Source organism: Blattabacterium sp. (Nauphoeta cinerea), from assembly GCF_000471965.1.
GTDB lineage: Bacteria > Bacteroidota > Bacteroidia > Flavobacteriales > Blattabacteriaceae > Blattabacterium.
Map to the genome: position 1 here is coordinate 42,103 of NC_022550.1, position 13,848 is coordinate 55,950.

Sequence of the window (13,848 nt, forward strand, 5' to 3'; positions counted from 1 at the left end):
ATTCAATATATTATAAAAAATAAATAAATAATATGTTACTCAAAAAACAAATACAAGATTGTGTAATTATTGGATCTGGACCTGCTGGTTATTCTGCTGCGATATATGCAGCAAGAGCTGATATGAATCCTATTATTTTTACTGGATTTCAACCGGGAGGGCAACTCACCACCACAACTAATGTTGATAATTACCTTGGATTTCCTAAAGGAATTAATGGGAACGATCTAATGAACAATTGTAAAAAGCAAGCAACACGTTTTAATACTAAAATTATCAATGAATCAGTAAATCATGTTATTTTATCCAATAAACAAGGAGGAGTACATCGTATTTTTTTTTCTACGAAAAAAAAATATCTAGAAAGTAGAGGAATAATTATAGCCACAGGTTCTCGTCCCAAATTTTTAGGAATTCATAAAGAAAAAAAATTTATGGGATTAGGTGTTTCCTTTTGTGCGACTTGCGATGGTTTTTTTCATAAAGAAAAAGATGTAGCTGTGATAGGAGGAGGTGATACCGCTTTAGAAGAAGCAAATTATTTAGCAAAGATTTGTAGAAAAGTATATTTGATCATTAGAAAAAATTATTTTAAAGCATCCAAAATTTTACAATATCGTATTTCAAAAAAAAGTAATATTAGTATTTTATTTTATTCTAATGTTACAGAAATTATTGGAGATAATTTTTTGGAAGGGATTAAGATCTTTAATCAAAAAACTGAAACCAGTAAAATTATTTTAATTAGTGGTTTATTTATTGCGATTGGTCATGTTCCTAATACAGAAATATTAAAAAAAGAATTAGATTTAGATAAAAGAGGATATGTGATTGTACAAAAAGGAAAGACGATAACTAGTAAACCTGGAGTATTTGCAGCAGGAGATGTGCAAGACCCTAATTATCGTCAAGCTATTACTTCTGCTGGGACTGGATGTATGGCTGCGTTAGATTTGGAAAAGTATTTATCTTTATATGTAGAGTAGAATAGAATAATATGAAAAAATGTAGTCATTTTTTTGATTTTTTAATTTCTCACGCGAAAACTTATGGTTTTATTTTTCCTTCTAGCGAAATTTATGGTGGATTAAATGCTATTTATGATTATGGTCCACATGGAGTGGAATTAAAAAATAATATAAAAGAATTTTGGTGGAAGTCCATGACTCAACTTCATGATAATATAATAGGATTGGATTCTTCTATTCTTATGCATTCTGATATTTGGCGTGCATCCGGTCATGTTAATAAATTTAGTGAATTATTAATTGACAATAAAGATTCTAAAAAAAGATATCGTCCTGAAATTCTGATTCAAGAATATGTAGAAGATAAATTTTTCAATGATCCTAAAAAAAAAGAAAAAACATTATCTCGTTTGTCTCAATCTTTGAAAAAAAAGGATTTGGTAGATATAAAAGTTTTAATTGATGAGTTGTGTATTTGTGATCCTATTTCTAAAACAAAAAATTGGACCAATATCCGTCATTTTAACATGATGTTCAAAATACAAAATGAAAAAGATTTATATCTTCGTCCTGAAACAGCTCAAGGTATATTTTCTAATTTTCAAAATATTATAAAATCAAATAGAATGAAAATTCCATTTGGAATTGCACAAATAGGGAAATCGTTTAGAAATGAAATTTTCTCCAGAAAATTTCTATTTAGAATGCGGGAATTTGAACAAATGGAAATGCAATTTTTTATTCTTCCAGCAGAAGAAATAAAATGGTATGAATATTGGAAAAAAAATCGATTAAAATGGCATTTAGAATTAAATTTAGAATATAAAAAATATTATAAATTATGTGATCATGATCATCTATCTCATTATGAAAGTGCAGGATCAGATATAGTGTTTCATTTTCCTTTTGGATTTCAAGAAATAGAAGGAATTCATTCTCGTAGAGATTTTGATTTAAAAAATCATGAATTTTTTTCTAAAAAAAAATTAAGAATTTTTGAATTAAAAAAAAATTATATACCTTATGTTATAGAAACATCTCTAGGGTTAGACCGTCTTTTTTTAGCTATATTTTCTTCTTCATTAAAGAAAGAAAAATTGGAAAATAGAAAAATACGTATCGTATTAAAATTGCCATATTATTTATCTCCAATTAAAGCTGCTATATTTCCATTAGTTAGAAAAGATGGATTACCAGAAATAGCAAAAAGAATATTTAACGACATAAGAATTCATCATAGATTAGTATACGATGAAAAAGAATCCATTGGAAAATTATATCGAAGACAAGACGCCATAGGAACTCCATTTTGTTTGACTGTAGATTACGATACTATAAAAACAGATACAGTAACTATAAGAAATCGAGATAGTATGAAACAGAAAAGAATTCACATAAAAGAAATATCAAAAATTATAGAACGAGAGACTGGATTAAGAAAAATTTTAAAAAAATTATCTTATATAATTTAATTTTATTTTTCTCTTATTTCAGCCTTTAATTCTTGTTTCAAAAACAATTCAATTTCCTTCATTGAATCACTAATAATTTTATCAGTCAATGTTTCTTTTTGACTTTCAAAAAAGAAACTTATAGTATAAGACTTTTTTGATATAGGTAAATTTATCCCTTCATATAAATCATATATTTGTATTTTTTTGATTATATGATTTTCTTTTTTTTTAACTATTTGATTAATTTTTTCAAACGAAATAGTTTTATCTACCAATAAACACAAGTCTCTTCTTGAAGAGGGATATTTTGAGAATGGAATATAAATTATTTTTTTTTCTTGAATGATAGATACTAAATATCTCCAATCAATTTCTGCATAAAATATTTCATTTTTTTTTAAAACATTATTTTTAAACTTTCCAAGTTCAACTAAATTTTTATGATCATACAATATAGAAATACCATTTTCCAATAATGGATGTTCAGAAAGTATTTGAGTATAATTGTATATTCCACTTTTTTGAAATATTTGTTCAATAATTCCTTTTAAATAAAAAAAAGGGGAATTTTGAGATTTAATTTTTTCTTTTTGCGATATAGCCATTCCCAGGTAGCTTTTTTCTAAAAATTTATTATTTATTTTATAATATATTTTCCCTAATTCAAAAAATTTTATACTAGAATTGATTCGATTATTATTATAATTATATTTTATGCAATCTATTATACTGAATAATAAGCTAGAACGCATAACTTTATAAGTTTGATTTACTGGATTGATAACCTGAATTCCTTTTCTATGAAAAAAAGAATTGAGTAAACAAGAATATTTTTTTTCGTTTGTCATAGTAGAAGAAATTATTTCTTGAAAACCATAGCAAGTTAATTGTTCAGAAAATATTTTCTGTATTTCATATTCTGTTTTATAAAAGACTTTAGGAAAAATAAATGGCGTTTTTATTTGATGATATATTGGAATTTTATGAATTCCATAAATTCGTAATATTTCTTCAATTACATCTATTTCTCTTTGAACATCTGTTCGATAGGATGGGACACTAATAAATAAACATTTATTATTTTCGGAATGAATCGTTATTTCTAACAATGATAAAATTTTTTTAATTTTTTTTATCGATATTTTTTTTCCTATAATATTTATAATTTTTTGATAACGAAGTTTAATTTTTGAAAAAGATATAGGATTAGGGTAAAAATCAATTATATCAGAACATGATACATTATTTTTCATGATGTTCTTAATGAGAAAAGCTATTCTTTGTAAAGCGTATATAGTCTGATTAGGATCAGTGTCTTTTTCAAAAAGATGTTGTGCTTTTATTTTTATAGAATGTTTTTTTATAAAATTTCGAATAATAATAGGATTGAAACAAGCACTTCCAATAAAAATATTTTTGGTCCTAATATTTATGTTAGATTCCACATGATTAATCATCCCAGCTATAGATAATGGTTTCATGGCATCACAAATAATCAAATCTTCTTCATCAAGTTTTATTGTAACATTATCTGAAGATTGAAAATTCGTATTTTTATCTGCATTTGTTATTATAATTTTTCCATTTTCTATCTGGTCCATATCAAATATATGTATAGGTTGCCCTAATTCATACATGACAAAATGCATTGTATCTATTATATTATTTATAGATTTTATTCCTATAGATTTTAATCTAGAAATTAACCAGTATGGAGATGGTTCTATTTTTATTTTGTAAATAAACATTCCGGAATATCTTATGCATTTTTCATGTATTTTCACAAAAACTTGAATATGGGGTTTTGTATTGTAATGAATCCCTTTATTTATTACTGGTTTTAATAAATTCACTTTATATCCCCTAAATTTTAAAACAGCATATAAATCACGTGCAATTCCATAATGACTCATAGCATCTGTACGATTAGGTGTTATTTCAACATCGAGAACAAGATCCTTATCAATGTTATTGATCCCTTTTACTGTTAATCCAATATCGGTTAATATGTTTGATATTTTATTTTCTTCTATATCAAGAGGAAAGACATATTTTTTAAGCCAATTCAATGATATTTTCATATTTTTATTATAGACATAACTAATATAAAAATAGATTCTTCTTTTTTTTTTTATATAAAGGTTTTATAACTCCCATTTTACTATAAAATTCAAAATAAACAAAATCTTCATTCAAAGAAGATAAAATTTCAATTAAAAATTGAGAATTAAAACCTATTTTTATATTTTTTAAATTGTTAAAAATAACTTGACACTCTATTTCTGAAACAGAATTATTTATATTAATTTGATTACAAATTTTTAATTTTTGATGATTAAAATGAAAATCAATAAAATTTTCTTTTTTTCTAGAAAAAATAGATATTCTTTTAATAGTATTTAATAATAAAAGTTTATTAAAAATAAGAGATGCATGACATTTATTATGAGGAGGAATAACAGAATGATAGTTTGGATATTTTTCATTTATTGGTTGACATAAAAAAATATGATTTTTAAAATAAAAAACAATATTATTTTTATTACGATATTCAATAATTATATTACTTTTGATTTCATCATTTAAAATATTCTGAATGATATTCAGACATTTTTTAGATATAATGAATTGTACACTTTTATTTGTTTTAAAATTTTTTATAGTATATTTTACCAATTTATAAGTATCCGTTGCTACAAAAATTCCTTCATTAGTCAAAAATTGAAAAAATACTCCATTTAATATAGGTTCCAATTCTTCATTTCCAGTCGCAAATAAAGTTTTATTTAATATTTTTAAAAAATAATTCGACGATAAATAAATTCTTGCAAAAAAAGATGATTGACATACTATATTAGTATAATTTGAATCATTATAAGTAGGAATTTCATAAATTCCTTGTTTCGAATAAATATTCAGTGTATTCTCTTTTTTTTTTATGACAAGTTTTTCATTTGAAAACGTAATTAAAACATCTATCATAAATTTAATAGATATAATTACTTTTTCTTTCGTATATTTCTTAACATTTATTTTGACATATGTATGAATTACATTTTTTGAATTTAACCCCCATATAATTTTTAATTGATTTTTTTTAGAAATTACAAGAGTAATTGAACTAGATAAATCATTAATATTTATGATTTTATATAAAGTATGTAATTTTCTTAATAGAGAAGAACTAGAAATAGAAAAATACATATTTTTTTCATGTTTTCTTTACAAAAAAATTCCAATTTTTATTTTTGGTAGCGTGAGGGGGATTTGAACCCCCGACCTCTGGGTTATGAATCCAACGCTCTAACCAACTGAGCTATCACGCCAATATTTTTTTATGTTATAACAATCAATAAAGTTAGGATATTTTTATTTATTAATATTTTTATAATACTATGACTGTTAATTTGAGCAATTTTAGAAAAGATTATACAAAAAATTCTTTGTTAGAGTCTGAAGTCCCAAAAGAGCCTTTTCAATTATTTGATAATTGGTTTCAACAAGAAAAATCTTTTTATCAAGAAAAAGATGACGAAGAAATTAATGCTATGTCAATTTCTACTATAGGAGAAGATGGGGGACCGGAAACTAGAGTAGTTTTATTGAAAGAATATTCAGAAAACGGATTCATTTTTTATACAAATTATTATAGTTTGAAAGGAAGAGGGATTCAAAACACACCAAAAGTATGTATTTCTTTCTACTGGAAAAATATGGAAAGACAAATTATTATTAAAGGGGTAACATCAAAGATACAAAAAAATAAGTCAGATAAATATTTTCATAATAGACCTAGAGGAAATCAAATTGGAAGTTGGGTTTCTAGACAAAGTATGATTCTTTCATCTAAAGAATATTTATTAAAGCAGTATAATAAATGGGAAAATTTTTTTAATGAACAAACAATAAAACGTCCTTTTTATTGGGGTGGATATATTGTTAAACCATATAAAATGGAATTTTGGCAAGGACAAACCAACAGACTTCATGATAGACTTGTTTATCTTTTAGAAAAAGAAAAAAAATGGATTTTGTATAGATTATATCCATGATACATACGAAATAAAAAGATAAAGTTCGTGAGTTACAAACTCTATCTTTCGTCTTACGTCTTTATAATTTTGTTAATTCTGCTCCAATTTTAAATTTAGCCACTTTCTTACCTGGAATATGTATTTTTTTTCCTGTTCTAGGATTGACTCCATTTCTAGGATGTCTTTCTATTACAGAAAAGGTTCCGAATCCTACAAGAGTTACTTTATCTCCTTTTTTTAAAGATTCAATTACTGTTTCTATAAATGCATCTGTAACATTTTTAGCTTTTATTTTTGTTATTCCAGTTTTTTCAGCTATTGAATTAACCAATTCTGTTTTGTTCATGAATAATTAATTTAATTTTAGTCAACTAGTTAATCATAAAATAATCCTATGATTAACAATAGCAATAACAAATATATATATATAAAGGATAAATGACTAAAATTTTCATCGTACGAAAAGATTTTCTCTTATTTTCAATCCATTAATTAAATTTTTAATATACATTCTTTTTTTTCCTTCTATTTGTCCTTCAATAATAGATATAAAACCTTCTTTAACGGAGATTATCATCTCCATATTATTCGTAATCATGACTAACCCAATTGAAAAAGTATGTATTTTTTGTATTTTTTTTACAATAAATATTTTGAATCTAACAAATATTTTTTTATTAAAAAATAAAAATGTCCACGCTGTAGGATAAGGGCTTAATCCTCTTATTTTATTGTAAATATATTCTATGGACGGATTTTTCCATTGTATTCTACAATCTTTAGTAGATATTTTGGGAGCATATTTTAGTAAAGAAGAATCAATATTATTTTGATAAATAGGTTTAATTTTATTTTTGATAATATTTTCTAGAGTTTGAATTACCACATCCCCACTAATTTTTTTTAATTTATCCTCTAGTTCTCCTGCCGTTTCTTCTTTTTTTATTTCAATTTCTTTTTGTAAAAGGATTCTTCCAGAGTCTATTTTTTCTTCTATAAAAAAAGTTGTTAATCCAGTTTTATTTTCTCCATTAATAATGACCCAATTGATAGGGGCTGCTCCTCTATATTGTGGAAGTAAAGATGCATGCAAATTAAAAGATCCCATTTTAGGTAAATTCCATATTTCTTTAGGTAAAATTTTAAAGGCAACAACAATTTGTATATCTGCATTCCATAATTTCAGATTTTCTAGAAAAAAATGATTTCTTAGATTTTTAGGTTGTAAAAAAGGAATATTATTTTCTAATGCGTATATTTTTACAGGAGTAAATGCCTTTTCCCCTTTATTTTTAAAAAATGGATTGTCAGGACTTGTAATGATTCCTACAATGTTGTATTGTTTCGTATATAATTCTTTTAAGGTATAAAGAGAAAAATGATTTGAACCTATAAATACAATTTTGGGAAACTTTTTCATGTAATTTATTTGTAATTTAAATTCACTAGTTTTATCTTGTAATTTTTTACGAAAAAGTTCATTGATTTTTGAAAATCAAATATATAAAATAAAACATCATTTTAATATCATTTTTTTTGATTTTTTAATAATTAAAAATATTATGTATTGGACTTTAGAATTAGCTTCCCATTTAGAAGATGCCCCTTGGCCTGCAACAAAAGAAGAATTGATTGATTTTGCTATTCGTACTGGAGCTCCTTTAGAGGTGGTTGAAAACCTTCAACAATTAGAAAACGGAGAAGGAGAAGTTTTTGAATCTATAGAAGACATATGGGCAGATTATCCACGTGATGACGAGGATTTTTATTGGAATAGAGATGAATATGAACTTTAAATTGCTTTGTTTAGCATAATTGATTTTTTAGTTTAATGAGTTTTATAAGAAAAATTTTAAATAAATTATTAGTAAATAAAAACGATAGAGACCTTAAAGAGGTTCAAAAATTTTTGATTCAAATCAAAAAAGAAGAGAAAAAAATCTTGTTATTATCTGATGATGAATTAAGAAATAAAACTCAATCTTTTAAAGACATTATACAAGAATCTACAAAAGAACTTCATCATCAAGAAGAAAAATTACTGAAAGAAATACAAGAAAAATTTTGCTCCATCAATATTTTAGAAAAAATGTATTCAAGTTTGGATAGAATTCGAGAAGAATGTTATAAAGTAGAGCAAAAAGTATTAATGAATATTTTACCTCAGGCTTTTTCTATCATTAAAGAAACAGCGAAACGTTTAAAAGAAAATAAACAACTTGTCGTTACATCTACTTCTTTTGATGAAGAATTATCAAAAATAAAATCTTATGTTCATTTGAATGGAAATCAAACTATTTGGAAAAATGAGTGGAATGCATGTGGAACCAAAATGGTTTGGGATATGGTTCATTATGATGTTCAACTCATGGGAGGTGTTGTGTTACATCAAGGAAAAATAGCTGAAATGGCTACAGGAGAAGGAAAAACATTTGTAGCGACATTATCCGCTTATTTAAATGCTTTATCTGGAAGAGGAGTACATATAGTTACAGTAAACAATTATTTATCTAGAAGAGATACAAGTTGGATGGCTCCTTTAATGGAATTTCATGGATTAAAAGTGGATTGTATTGATAATTATTCATCTTCTGATGTGTATATGCGGAAAAAAGCTTATCAAGCAGATATTACTTATGGAACAAATAATGAATTTGGATTTGATTATTTGCGTGATAATATGGCTTCTTCTAAAGAAGAGTTAGTTCAAAGAGAATTAAATTATGCTATTATAGATGAAATAGATTCTGTATTAATAGATGAAGCACGTACTCCTTTGATTATATCGGGTCCTGTTGATCCAAAAAAAGATAATAAAGAAGAATTTGAATTATTTAGAGGAAAAGTAAAAACTTTAGTTCATAAGCAAAACGTGATAGTTAATAATTTTTTACATGAAGCCAAAAACTTAATTAAGAATGGAGAAAAAAAATTAGGAGGATTGAAATTATTTCAAGCACATCGTGGATTACCCAAAAAAAAATCCCTGATAAAATTTTTAAGCGAAGATAATATTCGTTTGATTTTACAAAAAACTGAAAGTCAGTACTTGCAAGACTATGGAAGAGAAATGTATAAAGTGGATCAAGATCTTTATTTTGTTATCGATGAAAAGAATAATACTGTAGAATTAACAGATAAAGGAATTGAATTTTTGTCAAAAAATGTAGAAGATATAGGTTTTTTTGTTTTACCAGATGTAAATGTAGAACTTACTGAAATAGAGAAAAAAAATTTTTCTAAAGAAAAAGAAATAAAGGAAAAGAAAAAACTTCTTAAAAATTATTCGATAAAAACACAAAGAATTCACACTATTAATCAATTACTAAAAGCTTTTACTTTATTTGAAAGAGATGTGGATTATGTTGTTTTGGAAGATAAAGTGAAAATAGTAGATGAACAAACTGGTCGGATAATGGAAGGAAGACGTTATTCTGATGGTTTGCATCAAGCTATAGAAGCAAAAGAAAATGTTCCAATCGAATCTTCCAGCCAGACTTTTGCTACAATCACTTTACAAAATTATTTTAGAATGTATAGAAAAATATCCGGCATGACAGGAACAGCAGAAACAGAATCTGGAGAATTTTGGCATATTTATAAATTAGATGTGGTAGTAATTCCGACACATAAAAAAATACAAAGAAAAGACTTGCAAGATCTTGTTTTTAAAACTAAACGTGAAAAATATAATGCTGTTATAGAAAAAATTATTTCCTTATCTAAAAATGAAAAACGTCCCGTTCTTGTGGGAACTACTTCCGTTGAAATTTCAGAATTTCTAAGTAGAGCTTTAAAATTCATGAAAATACCACATAATGTATTAAATGCAAAATTACATGAAAAGGAAGCAGAAATTATAGCAAAAGCTGGATTTTCTGGATCTGTTACTATAGCAACTAATATGGCCGGTCGTGGAACTGATATTAAACTTTCAAAAGAAGTTATTAAAAATGGAGGTTTGTCTGTTTTAGGAACAGAAAGACATGATTCTAGAAGAGTAGATAATCAATTAAGAGGAAGATCAGGCCGTCAAGGAGATCCAGGGAGTTCTCAGTTCTATGTGTCTTTAGAAGATAATTTAATTCGTTTATTTATTGATTCAGAAAGACTTTCTAAATTGATGGATAGATTTGGACATAAAGAAGGAGACATAATACAACATCCTTTGTTAACCAAATCTATTGAAAAAGCACAAAAAAGAATAGAGGATAATAATTTCAGTATACGAAAACGTTTGTTAGACTATGATGACGTTATTAATAAACAAAGAGAATTTATTTATAAAAAACGAAAAAATGCATTGTGTGGAAATGAATTAAGTTTAGATATTTCAAATATGATTTATATTTTATTGGATGCAATGATTACTGTAAATAAATCTCTTAATGATTTCCAAAATTTGGAGTATGAATTCATACAGATTTTTGGGATTGAATTTCCTATACAAGAAGATGTCTTTTTATCTTATAAAGAACGTGATTGTGTTAATAAACTTCACGATATAATTATTAATTTTTATGAGAATAAAAAGGTAAAAATGATTGATCAAGATATAAAACCCAATATATCTAATATTGTAAATAATCATGAATTTTATCAAATGCGGGTTGTTTTAACAGATGGATCTCAGAATATCGTTTTTATATCAGATTTAAAAGAATTCTATAATACAAAAGGAAAATCCTTATTATCTATGTTTGAAAAAAAGACTATATTATGTTTTATGGATGAAAAATGGAAAGAGCATTTACGTGAAATGGATAGTTTGCGATATTCTGTACAAAATGCAGTTTTTGAACAAAAAGATCCTCTTATTGTTTATAAACAAAATGCTTTCAATTTATTTCAAGAAAGAGTTTACGATATAAACAAAATAATTATTTCTTTTTTACTTAAATCTTCTATTAGAATAGGAGATATTTTATGTTTTTCAAAATACAAAAATAATTTTAAAACAAGTCTTTTGATGAAAGGAAAAGATAGAAAAAAATTAGGTAGAAATAATAAAATTAATATCCGTCATTTAATTACGGGGGAAACTAAAAATATTAAATTTAAATATATAGAATCCTTTTTAGAAAAAGGAGAATGGGTTATAGAAGATGATTCTTTTTAGATTGTGTTTATTTAACAAATAAAACGTATATTTTTTTTTATTGTTTTATTTATTATATCTTGTTATCTTGGAATAAGTTTATGGTCAATAAGAAAAAGTTATGATTCTATTAATTATATTCCATATAATACATTTGGTGTTGTTTTAGGGACTTCTAAGTATTTACATGGAGGAGGTGTTAATGCTTATTTTAAGTATAGAATAGATGCTGCTTATTTCCTTTTTCGTCATAAAAAAATACGTTATCTCATTGTAAGTGGAGATAATAGAGATAAGAACTATAATGAACCTAAAATGATGAAAAAAGAATTAATTAAAAAAGGGATTCCTTCTCATTTTATATATGAAGATTTTTATGGAATTAGTACTTTGCATTCCATTGTTAGGGTTTATAAAATTTTTCATCAAAAAAATTTACAATTATTTCTCAAAAATTTCATAATGAGAGAGCTATTTTTATAGGAAATTGTTTAGGATTAGATGTAATTGGATTTAATGCTAAAAGTCTATCTTTTGATAGTAAAATACAATTCAGAGAAGTTTTTGCAAGAATTAAGGCTTTGTGGGATGTGATCATTAAAGATTTAAGATAAAGAAGATAAGTATTTTTTCAAAATTTTAGCATTATTAGATTTTTGAGTATTGATTTCTAATAATCGAGGTTGATTTGATTGTTTCCAGAAACATAATAGACTATTTTTTAAAGCATTATGATTGGATGCTTTTTCGTATTTTAAATGATACATTTCGCATATTTTTTCCGCAGAAAAAATATGTTTTGTTTCAAAAAAATTGAATGTTTTTTCAGAAAATTTATTTTCTGAAATAAACTTAAAAATGTTCCCTCCCCCATTGTTAATAAGTATAATACGAAAATTTTTCGGAATATAATTATTCCACAAAGCATTTCCATCATAAAAAAAACTTATATCTCCAATAATTAATGTAACAGTTTTTTTTATGATAGCAGCAGAACCTATAGCAGTAGAAACGCATCCATCAATTCCTGAAGTCCCACGATTGCAATAAGATTTAATAGAGTATTTTTTTTGATCAAAAAGTTGATAATATCTTACGACCATACTATTTCCTAATTGTAGGACAGTATTATTAGGAATAGATTTAAATACAAAAAATAAAACTTTTAAATCTGAGAAACTCCTTTCTTTTTTTAAAAAAGAATTATGTTTCTTTATTTTTTCTTTTCTTATTTTTTCCCATTTTTTTCTGTAATCTGAAGTATAAATAGATATCTTATTAAGATTATAAAAAATTTTAAAAAATGATTCTGGATTGATAGGCCAATAAGTAGTTAATTTATAATAGGTATCCGGATAATTTTCATAATGTTCCCCGATATGCCAATGATGTATTGGAGGATATTTTCTCAAAAAGAATTTTATTTTCTTAGATATAATATTTATTCCAATAGTTAATAAAATATGAGGTTTCAAATTTCTCCATTTATTAGAAGTCATATTAAAAATAAGTTGATCTATATTTGAGAAAAAAAATTTTCCGTATACATGAGATGTGGTTTCTGTGAAAATGACGATAGTAGGATCCAAGCTTAATTTTCTTAAAATTTTTTTCATATTCTTTTCCGGATAATATAATCCCAATAAAATCATTTTTCTTTCATATTTTTTCCATATGTATTGTTCTTTTTTATAATCATATGTTTCAATACAATTTTTAACAGGTATAGATTTTATAATTTTAGGTTTTACTTGTAAATGATTTGTGGTATTATAAAGTGGTTCTGAAAATGGAATATTAATATGTATAGGTTTTTTTTTCAAAATACATTTATTGATTGATTCATTGATCAATCTATCATTATACCACATTCCTGATTTAGATTCACTTTCAATCAGTTGAATAGAAGTTTCTACATGTTTTTGAAAAATATTTTCCTGATGAATCGATTGGCCTTCGAATACATCTACAATTTCTTTTGGTCTATCTGCGCTTATTAAAATAAGTGGAATATTTTGATAAAAAGCTTCCGTAATTGCGGGATAATAATTTACAACGGCAGATCCAGAAGTGCAACTCATGACTACAGGTTTTCTTATTTGTTGTGCTATTCCTAAAGCAAAAAAACCTGCACATCGTTCGTCTACAATACTATAAGTTTTAAAATCTTTATGTTGAGTAAAATGTATAATAATTGGAGCATTTCTAGATCCTGGAGATATAATTATATGAAATATAGATTTTGCTTTTAAAATCACCCCTAAACTTTGCACAATTTTTTTACTTGAATACAT

The 13,848-nt window shown here is 25.1% G+C and carries 11 protein-coding genes and 1 tRNA gene; 6 read left to right on the top strand and 6 right to left on the bottom strand.

Going from position 1 to position 13,848, the window contains the following annotated elements; translation table 11 throughout:
- Positions 1 to 32: 32 nt before the first annotated feature.
- Positions 33 to 986, top strand: coding sequence for a thioredoxin-disulfide reductase (trxB, locus tag K645_RS00230; RefSeq protein WP_022564878.1), 954 nt, complete (start codon positions 33 to 35; stop codon positions 984 to 986).
- 11 nt (positions 987 to 997) lie between these two features.
- Positions 998 to 2,440, top strand: coding sequence for a glycine--tRNA ligase (locus tag K645_RS00235; RefSeq protein WP_022564879.1), 1,443 nt, complete (start codon positions 998 to 1,000; stop codon positions 2,438 to 2,440).
- 2 nt (positions 2,441 to 2,442) lie between these two features.
- Here the strand turns inward: K645_RS00235 and pheT are convergent, their stop codons facing one another.
- From pheT to K645_RS00250, 3 genes are all read right to left on the bottom strand, one after another.
- On the bottom strand, positions 2,443 to 4,503 hold the full coding sequence (gene pheT, locus K645_RS00240; protein ID WP_022564880.1) for a phenylalanine--tRNA ligase subunit beta: 2,061 nt from the start codon (positions 4,501 to 4,503) through the stop codon (positions 2,443 to 2,445).
- Between the two features lie 19 nt (positions 4,504 to 4,522).
- Positions 4,523 to 5,626: a DNA polymerase III subunit beta gene (dnaN, locus tag K645_RS00245; protein WP_022564881.1), complete on the bottom strand. Its 1,104-nt coding sequence runs from the start codon at positions 5,624 to 5,626 to the stop codon at positions 4,523 to 4,525.
- A gap of 45 nt (positions 5,627 to 5,671) precedes the next feature.
- Positions 5,672 to 5,748 (bottom strand) — tRNA-Met (locus tag K645_RS00250).
- Positions 5,749 to 5,817: 69 nt separating this feature from the next.
- On the opposite strand from K645_RS00250, the gene pdxH reads away from it, so the two are divergent.
- The gene (pdxH, locus tag K645_RS00255) at positions 5,818 to 6,474 is read left to right on the top strand and encodes a pyridoxamine 5'-phosphate oxidase (protein ID WP_022564882.1); all 657 of its coding nucleotides are present in this window, start codon (positions 5,818 to 5,820) and stop codon (positions 6,472 to 6,474) included.
- 61 nt (positions 6,475 to 6,535) lie between these two features.
- On the opposite strand, the gene K645_RS00260 is transcribed toward pdxH, so the two are convergent.
- Together K645_RS00260 and fmt are read right to left on the bottom strand one after the other, a co-directional pair.
- On the bottom strand, positions 6,536 to 6,802 hold the full coding sequence (locus tag K645_RS00260; protein ID WP_022564883.1) for an HU family DNA-binding protein: 267 nt from the start codon (positions 6,800 to 6,802) through the stop codon (positions 6,536 to 6,538).
- A 105-nt stretch (positions 6,803 to 6,907) separates the two neighbouring features.
- Positions 6,908 to 7,876 (bottom strand): methionyl-tRNA formyltransferase, encoded by a 969-nt coding sequence (fmt, locus tag K645_RS00265; RefSeq protein ID WP_022564884.1) that lies wholly within the window; start codon positions 7,874 to 7,876, stop codon positions 6,908 to 6,910.
- Between the two features lie 142 nt (positions 7,877 to 8,018).
- Here fmt and K645_RS00270 point away from each other — a divergent pair, with 142 nt between their 5' ends.
- The 3 genes from K645_RS00270 (at position 8,019) to K645_RS00280 (ending at position 12,037) form a co-directional block, all read left to right on the top strand.
- Positions 8,019 to 8,252, top strand: coding sequence for a DUF2795 domain-containing protein (locus K645_RS00270; RefSeq protein ID WP_012821710.1), 234 nt, complete (start codon positions 8,019 to 8,021; stop codon positions 8,250 to 8,252).
- Positions 8,253 to 8,287: 35 nt separating this feature from the next.
- Positions 8,288 to 11,575, top strand: coding sequence for a preprotein translocase subunit SecA (gene secA, locus K645_RS00275; RefSeq protein WP_022564886.1), 3,288 nt, complete (start codon positions 8,288 to 8,290; stop codon positions 11,573 to 11,575).
- Between the two features lie 117 nt (positions 11,576 to 11,692).
- Positions 11,693 to 12,037, top strand: a complete 345-nt coding sequence (locus tag K645_RS00280) for a vancomycin high temperature exclusion protein (protein WP_235043323.1) — start codon at positions 11,693 to 11,695, stop codon at positions 12,035 to 12,037.
- Positions 12,038 to 12,159: 122 nt separating this feature from the next.
- Here K645_RS00280 and menD read toward each other — a convergent pair whose 3' ends face one another.
- Entirely contained in the window at positions 12,160 to 13,848 is a 1,689-nt protein-coding gene (menD, locus tag K645_RS00285) for a 2-succinyl-5-enolpyruvyl-6-hydroxy-3-cyclohexene-1-carboxylic-acid synthase (protein WP_022564887.1), read from the bottom strand.

Coding starts and splice junctions, on each gene's coding strand:
- trxB (WP_022564878.1), top strand. CDS start 33: ATGTTACTCAAAAAACAAATACAAGATTGTGTAATTATTGGATCTGGA.
- K645_RS00235 (WP_022564879.1), top strand. CDS start 998: ATGAAAAAATGTAGTCATTTTTTTGATTTTTTAATTTCTCACGCGAAA.
- pheT (WP_022564880.1), bottom strand. CDS start 4,503: ATGAAAATATCATTGAATTGGCTTAAAAAATATGTCTTTCCTCTTGAT.
- dnaN (WP_022564881.1), bottom strand. CDS start 5,626: ATGTATTTTTCTATTTCTAGTTCTTCTCTATTAAGAAAATTACATACT.
- pdxH (WP_022564882.1), top strand. CDS start 5,818: ATGACTGTTAATTTGAGCAATTTTAGAAAAGATTATACAAAAAATTCT.
- K645_RS00260 (WP_022564883.1), bottom strand. CDS start 6,802: ATGAACAAAACAGAATTGGTTAATTCAATAGCTGAAAAAACTGGAATA.
- fmt (WP_022564884.1), bottom strand. CDS start 7,876: ATGAAAAAGTTTCCCAAAATTGTATTTATAGGTTCAAATCATTTTTCT.
- K645_RS00270 (WP_012821710.1), top strand. CDS start 8,019: ATGTATTGGACTTTAGAATTAGCTTCCCATTTAGAAGATGCCCCTTGG.
- secA (WP_022564886.1), top strand. CDS start 8,288: ATGAGTTTTATAAGAAAAATTTTAAATAAATTATTAGTAAATAAAAAC.
- menD (WP_022564887.1), bottom strand. CDS start 13,848: ATGTATTCAAGTAAAAAAATTGTGCAAAGTTTAGGGGTGATTTTAAAA.